A 20,375-nucleotide genomic window follows, 5' to 3' on the forward strand; every position below is an offset into this window, starting at 1 on the left:
GGGCGTCAGTTCACGCGAACGATGCCATGTTCGATTAAACTGCGCGCGCAGTCCACAAGAGTCTCCTCGACCGGGCGCGGCACCCAGCCCAGCACGTCGCGCGCGTGGCTCGCATCCATATTCCGCGTCTTGCCAAGTTCGCCTGTCACCTGAGCGACTGTCGGGCTGAACAGCGCCGCAAATCGGATCAGGAAATCGGGAATTTTGCGAGTGGCAATCTTGCGCCCCTGCGGCCCAAGGCGCTCTTTCAGGATATGCGCGATTTCGACGATTTTCAGGAATGGTCCCGATGCAATCAGCCGCTCGCCCGCCATATTGTCGGCCAGCAGCGCCCGAACATGGATGTCGGCGACATCGCGAACATCGACAACGCCAAAGCCGAAATCGGGAGCGCCGCCCAGCGAACCGGACAGGATTTTCTCAATCAGCATGACCGATGTGGAATAATCCGCACTCATGACGGGGCCGCAGACCATCACCGGGTTGACCGTGCAAAACTCCATCTTCGTACCGTCGTAGCCCCTGCCCTCTGCCTTGATCCAGTCGCGCGCAGCGCGTTCGGCGATGGTTTTAGACTGGGTATAGGCTGGCGTGCCGGGATAGTCGGGGTTGGTCCAGTCAGCTTCGGTGTAGATTTCGCGGTCTGGGACATGACCATAGGCAATCGCAGCGGACGAAGATGTCATGACAAAGCGCCGAACACCGGCATCATGTGCAAAGCGCAGCGCGCGTAAAACGCCGTCGCGTGCCGGTCGGATCAAATCCTGCGGATCACGCACACCGCCGCCGGGAAATGGCGACGCAATATGGGCGACATGGGTACAGCCAGCGACCGCCTCTGCCCAACCCGCGTCGTTTTCCAGATCCGCCTCATGAAAACTGAGGCGAGTATTATCGACACTCAACAAACCGCGCAGCTCGGCTTCTCTGGTCATGGATCGGACGGTGGTGCGCACCGTCCAGCCTTCTGCGATCAACTGGCGGATCGTGTAGCCAGCAATATAACCGCTGCCACCCGTGACGAGAACAGTGCCTGACATCAGCGGGTTCCTATTTAAAGAGCACCAGTTCCTCGGCCATGCTCGGGTGCAGCGCGACAGTGTCGTCGAATTGGGCTTTGGTCAAACCCGCTTTGACAGCAACCGCTGCCGCCTGAAGGATTTCGGCTGAATCCGGCCCGATCATGTGCAAACCGACCACAACATCGTTCGATGCATCGACCACCATCTTGTAAAGCGCACGCTCGTTGCGCCCGGCAAGGACGTTTTTCATCGGGCGGAAATCCGATGTGAACGTCTTTACCGTGCCAAGCTTGTTGCGGGCCTGCGCCTCGGTCATGCCAACAGCGGCAATCGGGGGATGGCTGAACACCGCACTCGGCACGTTGGCGTAATCGACGCGGGTCGGTTTGTTGCCAAAGACGGTATCGGCAAACGCCTGCCCCTCGCGGATGGCGATCGGGGTCAGTTGGATACGATCGGTGACATCGCCAACAGCGTAGATGCTATCGACGCTGGTCTTGTTATCGTCATCGACCTTGATCGCACCCCGTTCGTTCAGGACGACACCCGCCACATCGACGCCAAGGCCACCTACGTTGGGCGCGCGACCGGTTGCGAACAGGATCTGATCGGCATTGATCGGTTCACATCCACCCATATGGACATCAAAGCTGCCGTCGTCCCGCTTCTCAATCTTCTCGAACGGTGCGTTGAAGCGGAATTCGATGCCCTTGATCATCGAAATCTGGAGCAAGCGGTCGCGGATCTGCGTATCATAACCACGCAGGATCGTGTCCCCGCGATTGACGATCGTAACTTTCGAGCCGAACGCGTTGAAAATGCCCGCGAATTCGTTGGCGATATACCCGCCGCCCGCAATGACGATACGCTTTGGCAGGGTTTCCAGATGGAACACTTCGTTCGAAGTAATCCCATGCTCGGCCCCCGGAAATTCAGGGCGCACAGGCCAGCCGCCGGTCGCGATCAGGATTTTGCCGGCCGTAATCTCACGCCCACCGGCCAGCTTCACACTGTTCGGGCCGGTCAGGACGGCGCGTTCCTTGAACACCTCGACCTTATGGCTCGCCAGCGTTTCACCGTAGATGCCCTCCAGCCGCGTCACCTCGTCCAGCACGTTATCGCGCAGCGTGGGCCAGTTGAAATCGCACTTCGGAACTTCCCATCCGAAACGCCGCGCATCGGCCAGATCTTCGGCAAAGTGCGAACCATAGACGAGCAGCTTTTTTGGAACGCAGCCACGAATGACGCAGGTTCCGCCGACCCGATGTTCTTCCGCCACAGCCACTCGTGCACCGTGTGCCGCCGCAACGCGTGAAGCCCGGACGCCGCCCGAACCGGCGCCAATAACAAACAGGTCGTAATCGTAAGCCATGAAATCTCCGGGAGAGTGGTAAATCGCTGGTAGCGAATAGGTTAAAGCCCGGCTTTTTCCATCAGCGCGCGGGTCGAAACATCGAAGCCGGCCCGCACGGCAGGATCATCGCTACCCTTCGCCATTTCCTTGCCAAGCTCGACACCGAACTGGTCGAACGGATTGATGCCGAGCAGCACCGCATTCACGAACACGCGATGTTCGTAAAACGCGATCAACGCGCCAAGGCTGCGCGGCTCCAACGCGTTGAGCAGGATCATGGTCGATGGCCGATCCCCCGGATAATTCCGCGTCAGATCGTCATTGGCCCGCCCCGCCATCAGCGCGGCACCCTGTGCAAACGCATTGACCAGCAATTGCCTGTGATGTTCGGGGTCGAGTACGTCGCCGGGTTCGATGCTGGCAATGAATTCCACGGGAACGAGGTGCGTGCCCTGATGCAATAGCTGAAAAACCGCGTGCTGGGCATCGGTGCCGACCCCGCCCCAGGTAATCGCCGCGCTTGGCCGACCGAGTGGTTTCCCATCCGACGTCACCGATTTGCCGTTCGATTCCATTTCGAGCTGCTGAAGATACGACGGCAACAGCCGCAGACGGACATCATAGGCAAAGATCGCGCGCGTTTCCACGTGCCGGACCTGTGTATAGTAAAGATCGACAAACGCACCGATTGCGGGCGCATTTTCGGCGAGCGGTGCAGATCGGAAATGCCGGTCCATCGCCGCTGCCCCTTCGAGCAACTCCTCGAAAGCCTGCCAGCCAAGCGCCAGCGCGAACGGAAACCCGATCGACGACCATAATGAATAACGGCCGCCGACGGATTCGCTGAACGGCAATACGCGGGTTTCATCGACGCCCCATTCGACTGCCTTGTCGGGTTCGGCAGTCAGCGCGATAACCCGGCTCATCGGATCGACAACGCCATGCTCCTCCATCCACTGAAGCACGCTGCTTGCGTTCAACAGGGTTTCGGTGGTTGTGAATGTCTTGGACGCGACCGCAAGGATCGTCGCTGCCGGATCGAAACGCGCAAACACGCTCTCCAGCGCAACGCCATCAACGTTAGAGACGATGGCGACCTCGTAAGTGGTTTTATCACGACCAAGCGCATCGAATATCAGGTCCGGACCAAGCGCCGATCCGCCGATACCGACGTGCAGGATATGGCGAACGGGGCCAAGCGCCTCTGCCTCGATGGCGTCGATCAGGGCGCGCATCCGCCCGTGGAACATCTTTGCCTCGGCAACGGCTTCGGCCTGCCCTTCCCCGCGCTGGGCCGTATGACCTGCTGGCCGCCCTTCGCTTGGATTGACGATCTCACCCGCAAACAAGGCGTGGCGCTTGCCCTTCAGGTCGGATTGCTCGGCCAGCGCGATGAACGCGGCGATGGCCGATGCCGACAAATGCGTTTTCGAAAAATCGAACCGGATGTCCGACTGTTCGATGACCATCTTCTCCAGCCTGTCGGGCTCGGCGGCGAACAGGTCTTTCAGTGGCGTGGGGGGCAGCGCCTCAATTGCCGACCAATCACCCAACGTCCGTACTCCGGGCATGTTTTGCAATCAGGGTGGTCAATACCGCCACGCGATCACGTTCGACATCCAGATCAGCCGATGGATGATGCTCAATCTTGTCCAGCAGGATCTTCAGTTCTTTCAGCCACTGGTCGTAAAGAGAATCGGTCATCGTCACCTCCATGCTTAGCCCCCTGACGATATAGGAAGCCGGGGTGCGGGGCCACAATGGGGTGTCGCCGATACTTCGGCGAATTGGCCCATAACTGGCGATAAACAGCACCCGGCTTGACGCAATAGAGTGAGCGCCGCAATGCGCGAGGATGTCCGAAACCGACCAAGCTCCGATCAAGGCTCCGGCCAAGCCAAAATCCGAAACGCGCGACTTTGCCGAGTTCCTCGTGAAACTCGCAATTTTCGTGTTCATTCTGCGCAGTTTCATCTTCGCACCATTCAGTATCCCCAGCGAATCGATGCTGCCGCGACTGTTCGTCGGCGATTATCTGATCGTGACCAAATGGAACTACGGTTATTCAAAACACTCGCTGCCGTGGTCGTTGCCACTGATCCCCGGGCGCATCTTTGCAAAACTGCCCGCGCGCGGCGACGTTATCGTGTTCAAATCGCCGCCCACCAATGATACCGATTTGATAAAGCGCGTGATCGGACTGCCGGGCGACTTCATCCAGATGCGCGACGGACAATTGTTCATCAATGGCGCTGGCGTTCCAAAGGTTCGCATTGCCGATTTCGTCCAGACGGTCAGCCCAAATACCCACTGCCTGATCCCCGCCGCTGCGGAACGCGGTTCGGACGGAACGCAGCGGTGTCGCTATATGCAATTCCGTGAAACGCTGCCGGGTTCGGACGATGCTCCGGGCAAAAGCTATAACGTGCTCGATTTCGGACCGACGCCACAGGACAACACGCAGGTCTATACCGTGCCAGAGGGCCATCTTTTCATGATGGGTGACGACCGCGACGACAGCGGCGACAGCCGGTTGGAAGCAGGCGGTTTCGGTTTCGTGCCGATCGAGAATATCGTCGGAAAGGCGCAGTTCAGCGTTTTCTCGACCGATGGATCGGCCAACTGGATATTGCCGTGGACATGGGTTTCGGCGGCACGCTGGAACCGGATCGGGGAAGGTTTCTGACCGCCCTATCCGATTGGCTGACGGTTTCGCTGGGCATCGCGCCCCGCGACATCGGGCTTTATGAACGCGCACTCAGCCACGGCAGCGCAGGCAGCGACAGTTATCAACGGCTTGAATTTCTGGGCGACCGCGTGCTGGGGCTCGCGGTCTCGCGCTGGCTGTATGCGACCTATCCGGCCGAACCCGAGGGCCAGTTGTCACGGCGGTTCAATTCGCTTGTGACAGGCGTGGTCTGCGCCGATGTCGCACGCGGGATCGGTGTCGCCCCTTATCTGAAACTCGGCAAACAGGCCCGCGACGACGGTGCATTCGACAGCGACAATATCCTTGGCGACGTGACCGAGGCTTTGATCGGTGCGCTATATCTCGATCACGGCTTCGATGCCGCCGATGCTTTTGTCCGAATGCACTGGCGCGATCTGGTCGAGGGTCATGCCGATGCGCCACGCCATCCGAAATCGGCGCTTCAGGAATGGGCTGCCGCCAACAACCGCCGCGCGCCGGTTTATGCAATCGTGGACCGCAGCGGCCCGCATCACGCCCCTCGCTTTACCGTCTCGGTGAATCTGGGGCCTGCGGGTGAGGCGAGCGCGACCGGGAGTTCGAAACAGGAAGCCGAAACTGCGGCGGCGGTTGCTATGCTGGAGAAGTTGAAGGGGTGAAGGTTTTTAAGGGAGATGGGCAGCCCTTCTCCCTCCCGCCAGGCCCGATGACCTTCTGGACCTATATACTCCATTGCAACGGCGGTCGGCTGTAAGTTGGTCACACCGACAACCTCGATGTCAGACTGGCCCAGCACGAAAACGGCCTGATCCCCGGTTTCACCTCCGCATATCTCCCGGTCAAACTGATCTGGTCCGAAGCCTCCGAAACCCGCGATGCCGCGAAAGAATTCGAATTTCGGCTAAAAGGTTGGAGCCGCGCCAAGAAAATCGCTCTGGTTCGGGGTGACTGGACAGAGGTTTCGCGACTTGCGGAAAATCGGGTAAAGAAAGAAGGCAGGCCTGCTTCCTCCCTCAAACCTGCCTTTCTGCTTCCGTCAAACCTGTCCTTCTTCTCCCCTCAATCAACGAGAAACTAACTTGCCAGACCAAACACCCACCCAGCATTGCGGCATGGTTGCCATCGTCGGCGCACCGAACGCGGGCAAATCCACGCTGGTCAATGCGCTGGTCGGGCAAAAGGTCGCCATCGTCAGTCCAAAGGCACAGACGACGCGGACCAAGCTGATGGGTGTCGCTCTGGAGGGGGACACGCAGATCATCCTCGTCGACACGCCCGGCATATTCGAAGGCAAGCGCCGCTTCGACCGTGCGATGGTGCAGGCCGCATGGGGTGGCGCTGCGGACGCCGATCTCATCGCGCTTGTTATCGATGCAAAGGGTGGCCTTGGCCTGAAGGTCGAAACAATTTTAAGCGGGCTGGAAAGCCGACCCGAACCCAAGCTGCTTGTACTGAACAAGGTCGATGTCGCGGATAAAGCCAAGCTTTTGAAACATGCGCAGACGCTGAACGAACGGATTCACTTCACCGAAACGCTGATGATAAGCGCTTCGACCGGTGACGGCGTCGCCGATATGAAGGCCCGGCTGGCCGCGGCTATGCCCGAGGGACCGTGGCACTTCCCCGCCGATCAGGTCAGCGATGCGACCGACCGCACGATGGCAGCCGAAGTCACGCGCGAACAAATTTTCAATCAGCTTTATCAGGAACTGCCGCAGGCATGTGCGGTCGATACCGAGAAATATACCGAACGGCAGGATGGCTCGCTGGAAATCCACCAGCAGATACTGGTCGCCCGTGACAGTCAGCGCGCAATCGTGTTGGGCAAGGGCGGTGCACGGTTAAAGGAAATCGGCAGCAAGGCCCGCGCCGAATTGAGCGCGATGCTTGGCGTGAAGGTTCATCTGTACCTGCACGTCAAGGTCGCGCCCAACTGGGACGAAGATCGGATGCTCTACCGCGACATGGGTCTCGACTGGGTCGATTAGTCGTGGCAGGTGCAATCAAATCCTGGGCGGGTTAGCGGCAAACGCGGATGTTGCGGTGATGACGCCATTCGTTCCAGCACCGACGGCCGTGGTTACGCCAGCGACGATCGTCACGATGGTTCCGGTACCGCCGGTCGTTGCCATAACGTTTGTTGGAATGGTTGTTCCATTTTCCGCCGCGATCATGGCCGCGATTGTAACCGCTATCCCGACCGTTATCCTGTACGCCTTGCGCGGATGCCGGTACGCTCGACGCGATGCCACCAAGTGCGAGCGCAATGCCCGCTGCGAGTGCGAGTATCTTCATAATATCTCTCCTGGTCTTGTCCGACCTGATATCGGCCTACAAATATTAACAGTTGCGTAACGACCGACCTGCGCGCTCGGGTCCGGCCAAATCGTCAGGCCGCGATTAAAACCCGCCAGGGCGCAGCCCCGACAGCGCCCGTGGACCGTTGCAAGATCGACATATGTTCGACAAGCTGAAGACTAGCGGAGGTGCCAATGTCGCAGGGACAAATGTCACAAGGAAAAATACGTGTCGGGATTGGCGGCTGGACGTTCGAACCGTGGCGCGGCGTGTTTTTCCCCAAGGGTCTGCCGCACGCTCGCGAGCTGGAATATGCCGCCGCGCACCTGACCTCGATAGAGATTAACGGCACTTATTACGGGTCGCAAAAGCCGGCGACATTCGCGAAATGGGCAAAGGCGGCGCCCGACGGTTTCGTGTTCAGCGTGAAGGCATCGCGCTTCACCACCAACCGCAAGATACTGGCCGATGGCGCCGAATCCATTGATCGGTTTCTGTCTCAGGGGATCGTCGAGCTGGGTGAAAAGCTCGGGCCTATCCTGTGGCAATTCACTGCGAATAAACACTTCGACGCCGGGGATTTCGCAGGATTTCTCGCGCTGCTGCCTGAAAAAAAGGACGGCATTGCCCTCCGCCACGCGCTGGAGGTTCGGCACGAAAGCTTCATCGACCCGGCCTTTTATGCCCTGGCAAAGAAAGCCAATGCTGCGATCGTCTTTGCCGACAGCGACGAGTTTCCAAAGATCGAGGAAAACACGAGCGACTTCACCTACGCCCGGCTACAGCGCTCGGAAGACAACATTCCGACCGGATATAGCGCAAATGCACTGGATAACTGGGCGGAAACAGCCCGAAACTGGGCAAAACACGGCCGCGATGTGTATGTTTATATGATTTCGGGAGCAAAAGTCCGTAATCCCGCAGGGGCAATGGCGCTAATTGCCAAGCTGGACTAGCCGCTTTACCGACACCACTCGATTGCTCTGCGAGAAGAAAATCATGGCCGTGCCATTCACCCAAAATATACCCCAATGACCCACGTCGGCATCTTCGGCAGCGCCGGCCGCATGGGGCAAGCGATCGTCATCGCCATCGAAAGCGCGGGAGCGACCCATTCCGGCGGCATCGATATCGGCGAAGACGAAACCGCGCTGGCACAGGCAAGCGACGTGATTGTCGATTTCTCATCCCCCTCCGCATTACTCGCGCACCTCGCCGCGGCTCGAACCGCAAAAACCCCCATACTGATCGGCACCACCGGCCTGGACGATTCGCATCAGGCCATGATTGACGATGCCGCTCACGATATTGCGATCATCCAGGCCGCAAACACTTCACTTGGCGTCAACCTGCTCACCGCTCTGATCGAGCAGGCAACGGCGCGGCTCGGGGCCGATTGGGATATCGAGGTGCTGGAAATGCATCACCGCCACAAAGTAGACGCCCCATCGGGCACCGCGCTACTATTGGGTGCCGCCGCCGCCAAGGGCCGCGGCAAGAGTCTGCCTGAACTCAGCCGTTTCGACCATGACGGGCGACGTGACGAGGGCAGCATCGGCTTTGCTTCCCTGCGTGGCGGATCGGTCGCCGGCGATCACATGGTTATATTGGCAACCGAGGGCGAACGCATCGAACTGGGCCACCGCGCCGAGGATCGCGGCATATTTGCACGCGGCGCTGTAAAGGCCGCACTCTGGCTCGCCGACAAGGGACCGGGTCGGTACACGATGGCCGATGTGCTGGGCCTGTGAAAGTACCGCAACTGTGAAAAAGGCCGATATTTTCGAGTTTTATCGGCGGTTGGCCGAACTAAACCCATCACCCGAAACCGAGCTTGAATCAGTCAATATCTACACGTTGTTGGTAGCCGTCGTGCTGTCGGCACAATCGACCGACGCTGGGGTTAACAAGGCAACACGCGCGCTGTTCGCCACCGTCCGCGATCCGCAGGCGATGGTCGAACTGGGCGAAGCAGGCCTGAAGTCTCACATCAAGACGATCGGCCTGTTCAATACCAAGGCCAGGAACGTTATCGCCCTGTCGCACCTCTTGATCGACAAATTCGGGGGCGAGGTTCCAACCGATCGCGATGCGCTGGAAACTTTGCCAGGAGTGGGGCGCAAAACCGCAAACGTCGTGCTGAACGTCGCGCTCGGCGCAGAAACATTTCCCGTCGACACCCATGTGTTTCGTGTCGCCAACCGCACCGGCCTTGCGAAGGGCAAGACGGTAATGGCGGTTGAAACGATCCTAGAACGCCAGACTCCACAGCCCTTTCGCACCCACGCGCACCACTGGCTGATCCTGCATGGACGTTATACCTGTAAAGCGCGGACGCCCGAATGCTGGCGTTGTCCCGTTATCGATCTTTGTGCGTTCAGGCCTAAGTCATTGCCACCTGCTAAGATACCTGCATCGATCCGCTAAGGAGAGCAAAAATGCGTAACATCCTGATAGCATCTGCATTGATCGCTTTGACCGCGACCAGCAGCATCGCCGCCCCCCGCGGCACCATTCCTGCCGCCACGCCGACCGGCGACCCGGTCAATTGCGTATCCATTTCGCGTATTCGTGAAACGCATGTCCACGGTGACAGCACCATCGATTTCATTATGAACGGCGGCAAGGTTTACCGTAATACCCTGCCCAATTCATGCCCCAGCCTCGGCTTCGAAGAAAGGTTCCTGTACAAGACATCGACCAGTGAATTGTGCTCGGTCGATATCATCACAGTCCTGCAGTCCCCCGGTGTGAGCCGCGGCGCAAGTTGCGGCCTTGGGCAATTCCAGCCGGTGGCTCTTGTAAAAACTTCCAAATGATAGGGCTGGCGAAATCACAATACGCTTGCTAAGCGCGACAGCAACGCACCCGTAGCTCAGCTGGATAGAGTACTGCCCTCCGAAGGCAGGGGTCACAGGTTCGAATCCTGTCGGGTGCACCATTTCCGTCTCAGTATTATCAATGACTTGCTGTGAAGTGCTCGAACGCACTCTCAAGTAGTTTGCGGGTTTTTGGACAATTTTGGGATTGCACTGGGATTGCAGATGTACGGTCGTGTATTTGCCCACCTGCTTCCAAAAAGCTTCAATGCCCCGGACGAAGTCCTTGAGATAAGCCGGTCTAAGGTGATTGTAGCGGTCACCGGTGCCGTCGTCGGTGGCATGGCCAGCGGCCGTGTCGATTTGCGCCTTCGGTACCCCGCGTGAGGCCAAAAACGTATGAATCGAATGGCGCAGCGTGTTGGGCGAGCCCACAGCTTTCATCAAAGGTCGTGGTTTTGTTTCTCCAATGTGTTTTCGCGGCGGCAGCCAGACGGGATTGCCTTCGGCATCCTCGACATGTTCGCTTAATCCAAATTGCGGATAAAGGTTTCCAGCTTCGACCAGGCAGGCCTTGAAGGAATTACCGAGGTCGGCCGTCGGCCGTTCGAAAAAATCTGGGCCGCCGGCATCGCGCGTGGCCTGCGTCGTCGGTGCGCGATAGCGGATCACCTTGCCCTCGAGCCCTTCAAGCCAAGGTTTCAGTGTCGGGGCAATGGGCACGACCGAACGCTTCTTGCGCGTCTGCTGACGCCCTGGAGCGTTGAAGTAGATCAAACCGTCCTTGATCTGCTTGTCGGCATCGAGCTCTATGATTGCCTGCGAGCGACCGTTGGTCGATAGGAAAATCATCATGTAAAGCAGGACATGGGCGCGCAACGGGGAAGCGGCGGCTGCATCAAGGATAGCAGCGATCTCTTGCGGCGACCATTCGAGCTCACGGCGTTTGCCCTTGCCTTTGACGTCGAGAATTTTTGGTGCAGCGGACAAATGGCCCTCGGTCACCGCCCAGTTGATAGGACTGCGCAGCGCCTTGATGTCACGACTGATCGTCGGTGCCGAAACGCCGTCGTTTTCACGAAATCGGATAAACTCTCGCACGAAGGCAGGTTTCACGCTGGAAACGACGTACGGCTCAGGCATCCGACCTTCGGTCCGCAAATACTTATAATAACGTTCCCATACCATCACTGACTGGGCGTAACGATCGGGTGCCTCAAGCGTAACCACGTGTTCCGAAAGCCAACGGGCGGTAATCGCGTCAACCAGTACTTCCTGCGGCGCCGGTGCAATATCGGGTGCTGCGGATGGAGCCAGAAAGTTCGTCGCTAGGGCAGCTTGAGCTTCTTCTGGAGGATCATTTTGTGAGCCACCGCCGATGCCGAGACTCTTGCGACGGACGATACGCCCGTCGAGCCAGCAGATGGTCCAGTCGTCTCGTTCTTTTCGATACCAGAGCCAGCGATCGCCGAGTTGCGTACGTGTTTCGTTTCCTGCCGTTCCCGATGGACTTCTTCTCTTGGCCACGACGCCTGAAACTCCTTTGCTTTCAAGTCATTCAGTAATGTGTAGATCGGCGATGCCAGAATCGCATGAATGTGCGGCAGGTCAAGATGTAGTCGCTCGCCATAGCGTGCTGCCCGATCAATGCGGCGGACGACCTCAGCGAAAACCATTTGATCATCGTGATTACGGCTGGATTTTGGCATAACGCGACTCTTACCCTGCCGAGGCTTTGTTCTTCTGCGTGCGGGCCGCGTGAAAACCGCGGTCGCTGTCCAGAAAACTACTGAGCATCGCGGGAACAAGCTGCTCCACTGTTGCTGGCTCGGAATAGGCTTCAGCATAGACAGCGGCATAAGCGGTCAGAGCCTCGTGAAGGTCGGGCAGCACATGCACCGTAAGCTTGACCGGGGTCCGGTCAGGCAATCGCGCAAGTTTTAAGGTTGGCATCATTTTCTCCTATTCGTGCCAGGGTGCGAGAATGAGGTCGCGGTGGACGACGAGCCGCACCGGCGCACCGGGACGGATCGTGATCGACGGCTGAATCTGAAGGTTCTTCGAGGTCAGCTGGTCGCCGGCGCGCGAAACGTTTTGCTGCGTGGATTCACGAATTGCCTGAACGAGGTCACTCTCCCCTGTGAAGGTCAGGCTCGAGCCGACGCCAAGCACGGTCGAAAGCACGACACCTTTCAGCAACTGCCAGGTGTGGAAATCGACCTTATCGGCGAGCCCGGCATAACCCGACGGATCGGTCGCAGGCACATTGTCGATCGTCATCGAGCGTCCGTCCGGCAGGATGATCCGCTGCCAGACGACAAGTGCACGTTTCTGCCCGAAAGCCACGACACTGTCGTAGCTGCCGATCAGTCGCGCGCCTTGCGGGATGAGCAATATCTGCCCGGTTGCGCTGTCAAATACGCGCTCGGTCACCTGCGCCGTGACGAGCCCGGGCAAATCGGAGCGCAACCCCGTAATCAGACTCGCGGAAATGACACTGCCTGCCGACAGGGTATAGGGTGACACCGCTGCCGTCAGCGCATGCGGATTGGTGTCCCCGCCTTTGTCGATCGACCCGACAAAATCACTTTTGCGCTGCTGGGCATTGGGATCGCGATCAGCATCGACAGCAAGCTTTGCTGGAGCGTTTGCGGACGCGGAGGTGTCACCCGTTATGGCGGTCGCCTGCTGCTCGGGCATCGCGTTGCCCGATTTCGCCATCAGTCCTGACTCGCGCGCGGCCTTCAGTTCGGCCACTTGGCGCTGGCGTTCGGCGGCGGCTGCCTGCTCGGCCTCTTGCGCGGCCCCTGTCCCCTGCCCGCCTTCGGTCGCCATCGACGCTCGCGATTCCAGAAACGGCTTGCCGAGATCGCCGGGCAGCGGGGCCCCGAGCTTCGGGGCATCGTCATAGCTGGTCGGCAGCCCGCTGAGCGCCTCGCTCGAGGGCTTGCCGGGCTCACTGCGCTCATCGTTCTGGCTGACCATGCGGAAGGCGGTCGGTCGCAGTGCCACCCAGGCGGTGGCGACGACGCTGATCGAGGCGAGCGCCGCCAGCCCGACCACAGCGCCGCGCTTGAAGCGGATGGCGCGTGTCGGGCGCGCCCGCAAAACGAGGGTTTCGGGATCGACCTTGGGGGCCGGTTTCGGTTCGTCGGGTGCCATCCCCGTCTCGTCCGCATCGGTCATGACGCCCTCCGCTGACGCCTGGCACCCACGCGGTCGATCCGGACGACGTCCTGATGTCTGGTACCAAGGCGCAGTTCGGCGGCATCGAACAGACGGTCGACGACATAGTAGCGCCCGCGCAGCCGATAATTGACGAGCTGCGCCTCGCCCTTGCGTGCCACCAGAAACAGCGGTGGCGCTTCTCCGACCGCAAGGCTTGCCGGAAATTCGATGAAGGTCTGTCGTCCGTCATCGAATGCGCGCAACGGTCGCCAGGCGGGCTTGTCGCCCGAGATCGCATAATCGAAGCGCAGCCGGTCGACATCGAGACCGATTGCGACGGGTGCTCCACCAACGGCGTCCTCGGCACTCCGCTTCAGAGCGATCAGCGCGTCCTGTGAATAGGACCATGACAATCCCGCCATCGCGGCCCCGCCGGTGCTCGTCAAAGCCAGATGGTAGCTTCGCCGGTCAGTGGTGATGACCAGGTTGGTGGCAAGCCCGGCAGCAAATGGTTTGACCAGAACATGCGTGCGCTTGTCGGCGCCGGTGCCGCTCGTCGTATCGCCAATCACCCAGCGGACGGTATCGCCACTGGCCACCGCGACGAGCGCTTCGCCGGCTTGCAACGCGATATCGGTGATCCGCTCTGGAGCCGTATAGACCTGGAACAACAGTCCTTCGCCGTAGGGGTAGACTTGCACAGCATTGATGAAGCCCTGTCGCCCCGGCTCGAGAGTCGCTGCCCGATTGGCTGCCGCCAATGTGCCCAATGCCCTCGATGCTGTTCGTCGTCGGTGGGTGGCGCGGCGCGAAACAGTCGGCACTGGCTGCGACGCGGCCACCTGGGGCATCACGGCGGATACCATAGCCGCTGGCGTCCCGAGCCGTGTCGGCACCGGCGGTGCCGCAGCAGCGCTCAGCATCATCGCGAGTGTCGATAGCGCGGGAAGTGCAAATACAGGGTTCATGGCTGGGTCTCCGGGTCTGGAATGGTGGCAGGTTGCGCGGCGAGATTGGGATCGAGCGGCGATCCAAGTGGCATTGTCGCGGTCGCCGCTGGGACAGCTCTGGGTGCGGGCGGCTGCGCCGGTGTCGGCGGTTCGAGTTCGCGGCTCCAGTCGATCGCATCGACAAAGACACCGAGTGGATTTTTCCGCAGGGCATCGGCCGATCTGGGCATCCGCGTGACGACACTCAGGATGCCGGTCCAGTGCGAGACGCCGGTCTGGTTGCCGCGATCGTATGCGGTCTCGGTCCATTTGATCTGGAACGCGCTGTCCGAGGCTCGGACGACGCTGGTGACCTGGACCGAGACGGTGCGCTCGCCGATGCTGGCAAATGGATTGGCGCTGCGCGCGTAATCGTCAAGAAACTGGCTGCCGCGCCGCGTGACGAAGTCATAGGCCGACAGCCAATCACGGCGCATCAGCACCGGGTCGAGCGACACCGAGCGGACGTTCTCGACGAACTTTGCCAGATGCCAGGCGATCTGCGGGTCGGTAGCTTTGTAGCCAGCTTCGGCTTCGGTAATCGCTTTTGCTTCGCCGAGCCGGTCGACTTCGACGACATAGGGCACGACATGGCTTTGCAGCGATTGCCAGACGAGAGCGCCGGAGATGACGGTAGACAGTCCCAGGGTGCCGAATGCCATCAGCCGCCAGTTGCGCGCCTGAACGCGCGCCGAGCCGATACGCTCGTCCCGCAATTGTCCGGCACGCTGGTACGGCGTTTCGGGTTCGGGGGTTCGTCCATAGCGCTGGACGCTGCGTTTGAAGATCGAGGATGTCATGAGGGTCAGTCGTCCTTTTCGCTGATGTCGGGAGTGGCGGAAGCGCCGCCGCGATCGCCTTCACGGATTGCGTGGGCGGCAACCTGCGCGTGATGGCGATTGTTCTGCTGTCGGCGGAGAGCGCTCGCCCAAGTCGGAGTGCCATCGGCTGCCGCCTCGGACGCCGCGCCCGGCGTTGATTTCGTGCCGTTGAGGGCGGTCCAGGCGGCATCACGACCGGTTTGTGCCGCTTCGGACAGGCCGAGCGCGCTCGACGCTTTCTGGCGCAGCGCACCCCCGGCAGCCTGCGCGACGCCACCGAGGCCGGCAGCGACGCTCGACGATCCGGCTGCAGACTGGCCGAGCTGATATGATGCCGACGCTGCCGAGCCCATCGTCGTACCGGCGCGGATGGCACCGAGCGTCGCACCGCCGACGGCGCGGGTCGCGCCGATCGCAGCACCGCCGCCAAGCGCCGTCATGCCGATCGCGCCGACGGTTGTGCCGAGGGCTGCTCCAGCGCCGAGCTGCGGCGCACCGGCGACAAGTCCCGAGGCGATGCCGGGCCCGAAGATGCCGAGGCCGAACAATGTCAGCGAAGCGAGCACGAGGCTCAGCGCCTGGCCGATGTCGGGCTCCTGCCCCTGCAGCGCCGTCGTAAATTCGGTGAAGAAGTTCGAGCCGATGCCGACGATGACGGCCAGCACCATGACCTTAATGCCCGACGAGACGATATGCCCAAGCACACGTTCGGCGAGAAAGCTCGTCCGGTTCCAGAGCGCGAAGGGCACGAGCACGAACCCTGCAAGCGCCGTCAGCTTGAACTCGAGGATCGTCACGAACATCTGCACGGCGAGAATGAAGAAGGCGAGGATCACGAGCACCCATGCGAAAAGCAGCACGATGATCGTCAGGAAATTGTCGAAGAAGCTGGTGAAGCCCATCAGCTTGCCGACCTGATCGAGCAGCGGCCAGGCGGCGGCAAAACCCGTGCCCGCGAGCTTTCCGGGTTTGAGCAAATCCTCGGCTGACAGCGTGCCGCCACCTGCGGTGAGCCCCGCGGCGGCAAACGAGCGAAAGATGATGTCGGCGAGCGTCGAAAAGCGATTGAGGATGAAGGCAAACGCGCCGACGTAGAGGATCTTCTTGAGGAAGCGGCCAATGACATCCTGTTCGCCGCCCAGCGCCCAGAACAGCCCGGCCAGCGTGATGTCGATGCCGATCAGCGTCGTCGTGAGGAAGCCGACATCGCCACCGAGCAGCCCGAATCCGCTGTCGATGTAGCGGATGAAGGCCTGCATGAAGCGGTCGATGACGTTGAGGTCGTTCATGACAAATCTGCTTTCCGATTCAAAAAATTGCCGCGGGGCTCGAGTCCGGGGAGCAAACCGAACCCCGCAGCGGCGCTGCGCGGAAGGCGGCCCATCGCGTCGCCTGTCCGGCTCAAACCTATTAAGGGGTGTAGGCCGAGCCGGATCCGAGGAACTTTGTGGTTGCTGCGCGCGCGTCGGTCTCGCCCTGGACGCGGCGTGCCTGTTCGATCGCTTCGGCACGATATTGCGCCGCCATCAGATTCTGGATCTGGAACTGCTGCTTGGCGGTGAGCGCGAGCAACTGGTTGGTCGCCTGCTGTGCCTGGAGAGCGCCTTCGGCGTTCTGGCTTTTATCGGCGAGCGCAGACAGCGTCGGGATATCGGCCTGCACATTGCCGACAACCTGCGACTGGACGGCCATCGACTGGCGGAACGCTGCCATCGCGGTGTCCATGCGTGCGCGTGAGGCAATCACCTGCTGGTTGCCGCTCAGCGCCTGGTTGAAGATCTGCGGGAAAAGCCGTTGGAACTGGGCGTTGGTTCCGCTGATCTGGAAGTTAATGCCCTGCGCCTGCCCCATCAGCCGGTCGATCTGCTGCAACTGGGCCTGCAATTGCTGGAGCTGGGGAAAATCGATCCGGCTCAGGTTCTTCGCCATGTTGGTCAGCATCGTCGCCTGGTTCTGCAGCGAGCGAATCTGGTTGTTGATCTGCTGGAGCGCGCGCGCGGCCGTCAGGATGTTCTGTGCGTAGTTACGCGGGTCGAAAACGGTGAGCTGCGCCTGTGCCGGTTTCGAGGTCAGCTGAAAAGTGACGCACCCAACGACAGCAATGCCGAGCGCCGTTGCGGTCAGATATTGGCTCAGCGGCGATCGGGCGGAACGGGTTTTGGCGGTCATGATAGATACTCCTTCACGGGGGTTGAGGGTTCGGGACTGGAAAAGTCGGCCAGCAGCGCAGCGGCCCAGTCGAGCCCGGCATCGCGCAGGAAGTGCGCGGCGAAATCGCTGGTGCCGTGCTCGGCGAGGAGGGCATCGATACGGGTCTGTGCGGCAGGATCGGACGCGCCACAAAGCGCCAGCGCGATGGGGCCGAGCCCCAGCTCGAACAGGCGATTGCCGCGCGCCGACTGCAGGTAGTAATGGCGCTTTGGCGTGGCACGCGCGACGAGTTCGATCTGTCGGTCGTTGAGGCCGAAGCGCTCATAGGCGGCGCGCGACTGCGGTTCGATCGCGCGGTCATTGGGCAGCAGGATTCGCTGCGGGCAGCTTTCGATGATCGCCGGCGCAATGCTGCTCTCGGCAATGTCGGCCAGACTTTGCGTGGCAAACAACACCGCGACGTTCTTCTTGCGCAGCGTCTTCAGCCATTCGCGGATACGCGCGGCAAAGAGTGGATGGTCGAGGAAGATCCAGGCTTCGTCGAGGACCAGCAAGGTCGGCCGTCCATCGAAGCGCTCCTCGAGGCGATGGAAAAGATAGGTCAGCACCGGTGCGACGACGCCGCTCTGCCCCATCAGCGCCTCGGTCTCGAAACACTGGACGTCGGCGAGCGCCAGGTTTTGTTCGGCGGCATCGAGCAGGCGGCCATAAGGCCCCTCAAGCGTGTAGGCGGTGAGCGCGGTGCGGAGCGCATTCGACTGCAGAAGCAGGGCGAGCCCGGTGAGCGTGCGTTCTTCAGGCGGCGCTGACGCCAGACTGCCGAGCGCCGACCAGACCGCTTCCTTGATTTCCGGAGTGACCTGGACCTTCTCATGGGCAAGCAGCGCGGCGATCCATTCGGAAGCCCAGCCGCGTTCGGCCATGTCGTCGACCTGGCGCAACGGCTGAAAGGCAAGACCCTCGCCGCTATCGCTGCCGAGACCCAGCGCATGGTGTGCGCCGCCGATGGCGAGCACCGCGGCCCGCGCGGAAAATCCCTTGTCGAAAATATAGACCTGACTGTTTTGATAACGCCGGAACTGCAGGGCGATCAGCGCGAGCAACACCGATTTACCGGCACCCGTCGGTCCGACGACGAGCATGTGCCCGACATCGCCGACATGCGTCGAGAGGCGGAACGGCGTCGAGCCCGCCGTCTGTGCGGTCAGCAGCGGTGGCCCGGCAAGCTGCCGGTTCTCGGTCGGCCCCGCCCACACCGACGACAGCGGCATCAGGTGGGCGAGGTTAAGCGTATGGACCAGCGGTTGGCGAACATTGGCATACACCTGTCCCGGCAAGGATGACAGCCACGCCTCGACCGCGTTGATGCCCTCACGCTTGACGGTGAAGCCGAGCCCATTGACGATCCGCTCGACCGCGCGGACCTTGTCCTCGGCACGGGTTCGGTCGGTATCGGCGACCGTGATCGTCGTGGTGAGATAGCCGAACGAGACATGATCGCCGCCAAGCGCCTGCAGCGCCAGATCGGCATCGATCACCTTGTTGTCGGCATCGCTGTCGAGCAGCTGGCTTGGCTGGTTGTACATCACCTCGCGCAGCAGGGCGGTGATCGACTTGCGCTTGTTGAACCATTGCCGCCGCAACCTGGTCAGCACCTTGGTCGCATCGGTCTTGTCGAGCGCGATGAAGCGCGTGACCCAGCGATAGCCGAAGTCGGCGGCGTTGAGCGCGTCGAGGATGCCCGGGCGGCTGAGACTGGGGAAGCCGAGGATGGTCAGCGTGCGGAGATGAAGATCGCCGAGCTTGGGCTCGAGACCGCCGGTAAGCGGCGTATCGGCGAGCAGACCGTCGAGGTACATCGGCGTTGCCGGTACAGCGACCCCGTGCCGCCGGTTCGAAACCGTGCCGTGCAGATAGGTCAGCGTCTCGGCGTCATCTAGGGCACGAACCTCGGGCATGAAGCCACCGAACAGGTCGAGCACGCGGTTGGTCTCGGCGACAAAGCCGGAAAGCACTTCACGCCAGTCGCGGCCGGGCGTCTCCATGCCGTCGTCGGGTCGCTCGACCAGCGAGCGGCCGGCACTGTCGCTGCTGTCGGGGGACGGCAGCCAGGTCAGCGTCAGATGGAAACGGCTTTCGAAGTGCGCGCCTGCCGCTTCAAACCCGGCGCGACGTTCCTCGTCGACCAGCCACGACGCCGCTTCGGGAAACGGGCTTGTCGGATAACCCAGCGCTTCACGGCGTTCGGCTTCGAAGAATAGCGCCCAGCCCCTACCGAAACGGCGCAGGACATTGTTGGCGCGCGCGCACGCCGAGATCAGTTCGGCCTCGGTCGCGCTCTCGAGATCGGGCCCCCGAAACCGAAGCGTGCGCTGGAAACTGCCGTCCTTGTTGAGCACGACGCCGGGGGCAACCAGCGCTGCCCATGGCAGATGATCGGCGATTTGCTCGGCACGCGATCGGTATTCAGCCAGATTCAGCATGACCAATGGCCTTTCTGACGCAGGTGGCGCAGCAGGACGGGGGCAAAATCGGGATCGCGGCGTGCGGCAAAAACCGCGATGCTGTGCCCTACGGCCCAGAACACCAACCCGATCAGCCATTGCTGGAGACCGAGACCGATCGCGGAAGCGACGGTCCCGTTGACGATGGCGAGCCCGCGCGGTGCACCGCCGAGCAGGATCGGGGATCCAAGACTGCCGTGGATCGGTGCCTCGAACCCTTCGATGTGCTGTCCGGTCGAGGAATAGGCCGCGCTCATGCGATCAGTGCTCCACCACCGAAGCTGAAAAACGAGAGAAAGAACGATGACGCGGCAAAGGCGATCGACAGGCCGAAAACGATCTGAATGAGCTTGCGGAAACCCCCCGCCGTCTCACCGAACGCCAGTGTGAGGCCGGTCGTGATGATGATCATCACCGCGACGATCTTGGCCACAGGACCCTGGACTGAATCGAGCACCTGCTGAAGTGGCTGCTCCCACGGCATGCCGGTGCCGGCGGCAAGCGCACGCGACGGCAGGCTGGCGAGCAAGCCAAACGCCAGAGCATAGCGGATCATTGGT

Annotated in this window: 23 protein-coding genes and 1 tRNA gene; 9 read left to right on the forward strand and 15 right to left on the reverse strand. The window is 60.9% G+C overall.

The genetic code is table 11. The features are described from left to right. Positions 1–5: 5 nt before the first annotated feature. The 4 genes from D3Y57_RS01580 to D3Y57_RS19980 are packed head-to-tail and all read right to left on the reverse strand — an operon-like array spanning position 6 to position 4,080. Positions 6–1,040, reverse strand: coding sequence for an SDR family oxidoreductase (locus D3Y57_RS01580; RefSeq protein WP_121150744.1), 1,035 nt, complete (start codon positions 1,038–1,040; stop codon positions 6–8). A 10-nt stretch (positions 1,041–1,050) separates the two neighbouring features. Further along, positions 1,051–2,394 carry a glutathione-disulfide reductase gene (gene gor / locus D3Y57_RS01585; protein WP_121150746.1) on the reverse strand — a complete coding sequence of 448 codons (1,344 nt, stop codon included), beginning with the start codon at positions 2,392–2,394 and terminating at the stop codon, positions 1,051–1,053. Between the two features lie 41 nt (positions 2,395–2,435). Then, positions 2,436–3,947 carry a glucose-6-phosphate isomerase gene (pgi, locus tag D3Y57_RS01590; RefSeq protein ID WP_121150748.1) on the reverse strand — a complete coding sequence of 504 codons (1,512 nt, stop codon included), beginning with the start codon at positions 3,945–3,947 and terminating at the stop codon, positions 2,436–2,438. Further along, positions 3,922–4,080: a hypothetical protein gene (locus tag D3Y57_RS19980; protein WP_162986874.1), complete on the reverse strand. Its 159-nt coding sequence runs from the start codon at positions 4,078–4,080 to the stop codon at positions 3,922–3,924. The genes pgi and D3Y57_RS19980 overlap by 26 nt, the downstream gene beginning before the upstream one ends. A 151-nt stretch (positions 4,081–4,231) precedes the next feature. On the opposite strand from D3Y57_RS19980, the gene lepB reads away from it, so the two are divergent. The 4 genes from lepB (at position 4,232) to era (ending at position 7,053) form a co-directional block, all read left to right on the forward strand. Then, positions 4,232–5,062, forward strand: coding sequence for a signal peptidase I (lepB, locus tag D3Y57_RS01600; RefSeq protein ID WP_121150752.1), 831 nt, complete (start codon positions 4,232–4,234; stop codon positions 5,060–5,062). Continuing rightward, positions 5,017–5,724, forward strand: coding sequence for a ribonuclease III (gene rnc, locus D3Y57_RS01605; RefSeq protein ID WP_121150754.1), 708 nt, complete (start codon positions 5,017–5,019; stop codon positions 5,722–5,724). The genes lepB and rnc overlap by 46 nt, the downstream gene beginning before the upstream one ends. Before the next feature lie 149 nt (positions 5,725–5,873). Beyond that, positions 5,874–6,143 (forward strand): GIY-YIG nuclease family protein, encoded by a 270-nt coding sequence (locus D3Y57_RS01610; RefSeq protein WP_239025811.1) that lies wholly within the window; start codon positions 5,874–5,876, stop codon positions 6,141–6,143. 34 nt (positions 6,144–6,177) lie between these two features. Further along, entirely contained in the window at positions 6,178–7,053 is an 876-nt protein-coding gene (gene era, locus D3Y57_RS01615; protein WP_121150757.1) for a GTPase Era, read from the forward strand. A gap of 31 nt (positions 7,054–7,084) precedes the next feature. Here era and D3Y57_RS01620 read toward each other — a convergent pair whose 3' ends face one another. Beyond that, positions 7,085–7,360, reverse strand: a complete 276-nt coding sequence (locus D3Y57_RS01620; RefSeq protein WP_121150759.1) for a hypothetical protein — start codon at positions 7,358–7,360, stop codon at positions 7,085–7,087. A 197-nt stretch (positions 7,361–7,557) separates the two neighbouring features. Here D3Y57_RS01620 and D3Y57_RS01625 point away from each other — a divergent pair, with 197 nt between their 5' ends. From D3Y57_RS01625 to D3Y57_RS01645, 5 genes are all read left to right on the forward strand, one after another. Next, positions 7,558–8,319 (forward strand): DUF72 domain-containing protein, encoded by a 762-nt coding sequence (locus D3Y57_RS01625; RefSeq protein WP_239025782.1) that lies wholly within the window; start codon positions 7,558–7,560, stop codon positions 8,317–8,319. A gap of 75 nt (positions 8,320–8,394) precedes the next feature. Beyond that, positions 8,395–9,114, forward strand: a complete 720-nt coding sequence (gene dapB / locus D3Y57_RS01630; RefSeq protein ID WP_121150761.1) for a 4-hydroxy-tetrahydrodipicolinate reductase — start codon at positions 8,395–8,397, stop codon at positions 9,112–9,114. A 13-nt stretch (positions 9,115–9,127) separates the two neighbouring features. Next, positions 9,128–9,790 carry an endonuclease III gene (gene nth / locus D3Y57_RS01635; RefSeq protein ID WP_121152038.1) on the forward strand — a complete coding sequence of 221 codons (663 nt, stop codon included), beginning with the start codon at positions 9,128–9,130 and terminating at the stop codon, positions 9,788–9,790. An 11-nt stretch (positions 9,791–9,801) separates the two neighbouring features. Beyond that, on the forward strand, positions 9,802–10,182 hold the full coding sequence (locus D3Y57_RS01640) for a hypothetical protein (protein WP_121150763.1): 381 nt from the start codon (positions 9,802–9,804) through the stop codon (positions 10,180–10,182). Between the two features lie 45 nt (positions 10,183–10,227). Further along, positions 10,228–10,304: transfer RNA gene (locus D3Y57_RS01645), tRNA-Arg, on the forward strand. Positions 10,305–11,510: 1,206 nt separating this feature from the next. Here the strand turns inward: D3Y57_RS01645 and D3Y57_RS01660 are convergent. From D3Y57_RS01660 to D3Y57_RS01705, 10 genes are all read right to left on the reverse strand, one after another. Next, the gene (locus D3Y57_RS01660) at positions 11,511–11,858 is read right to left on the reverse strand and encodes a hypothetical protein (protein ID WP_121150769.1); all 348 of its coding nucleotides are present in this window, start codon (positions 11,856–11,858) and stop codon (positions 11,511–11,513) included. 43 nt (positions 11,859–11,901) lie between these two features. After that, positions 11,902–12,138: a DUF2274 domain-containing protein gene (locus D3Y57_RS01665; RefSeq protein ID WP_430738988.1), complete on the reverse strand. Its 237-nt coding sequence runs from the start codon at positions 12,136–12,138 to the stop codon at positions 11,902–11,904. A gap of 6 nt (positions 12,139–12,144) precedes the next feature. Beyond that, positions 12,145–13,368: a TraB/TrbI/VirB10 family type IV secretion system protein gene (locus tag D3Y57_RS01670; RefSeq protein WP_121150771.1), complete on the reverse strand. Its 1,224-nt coding sequence runs from the start codon at positions 13,366–13,368 to the stop codon at positions 12,145–12,147. Beyond that, positions 13,365–14,318 (reverse strand): P-type conjugative transfer protein TrbG, encoded by a 954-nt coding sequence (gene trbG, locus D3Y57_RS01675; protein WP_239025783.1) that lies wholly within the window; start codon positions 14,316–14,318, stop codon positions 13,365–13,367. Before trbG ends, D3Y57_RS01670 begins: the two co-directional genes overlap by 4 nt. Continuing rightward, complete coding sequence (trbF, locus tag D3Y57_RS01680; protein WP_121150773.1) at positions 14,315–15,139, reverse strand: conjugal transfer protein TrbF; 825 nt, start codon at positions 15,137–15,139, stop codon at positions 14,315–14,317. The genes trbG and trbF overlap by 4 nt, the downstream gene beginning before the upstream one ends. 5 nt (positions 15,140–15,144) lie before the next feature. After that, a complete protein-coding gene (trbL, locus tag D3Y57_RS01685; RefSeq protein ID WP_121150775.1) occupies positions 15,145–16,449 on the reverse strand; it encodes a P-type conjugative transfer protein TrbL in 1,305 nt (434 codons plus the stop codon). A 121-nt stretch (positions 16,450–16,570) separates the two neighbouring features. Beyond that, on the reverse strand, positions 16,571–17,329 hold the full coding sequence (gene trbJ / locus D3Y57_RS01690; protein WP_121150778.1) for a P-type conjugative transfer protein TrbJ: 759 nt from the start codon (positions 17,327–17,329) through the stop codon (positions 16,571–16,573). Beyond that, on the reverse strand, positions 17,326–19,794 hold the full coding sequence (gene trbE / locus D3Y57_RS01695; RefSeq protein WP_121150780.1) for a conjugal transfer protein TrbE: 2,469 nt from the start codon (positions 19,792–19,794) through the stop codon (positions 17,326–17,328). Before trbE ends, trbJ begins: the two co-directional genes overlap by 4 nt. Continuing rightward, positions 19,788–20,072 (reverse strand): VirB3 family type IV secretion system protein, encoded by a 285-nt coding sequence (locus D3Y57_RS01700; protein WP_121150783.1) that lies wholly within the window; start codon positions 20,070–20,072, stop codon positions 19,788–19,790. The genes trbE and D3Y57_RS01700 overlap by 7 nt, the downstream gene beginning before the upstream one ends. Continuing rightward, on the reverse strand, positions 20,069–20,371 hold the full coding sequence (locus D3Y57_RS01705) for a TrbC/VirB2 family type IV secretion system protein (protein ID WP_121150785.1): 303 nt from the start codon (positions 20,369–20,371) through the stop codon (positions 20,069–20,071). The genes D3Y57_RS01700 and D3Y57_RS01705 overlap by 4 nt, the downstream gene beginning before the upstream one ends. Positions 20,372–20,375 lie beyond the last annotated feature (4 nt).

Source organism: Sphingomonas paeninsulae (genome assembly GCF_003660165.1).
Lineage (GTDB): Bacteria > Pseudomonadota > Alphaproteobacteria > Sphingomonadales > Sphingomonadaceae > Sphingomonas_O > Sphingomonas_O paeninsulae.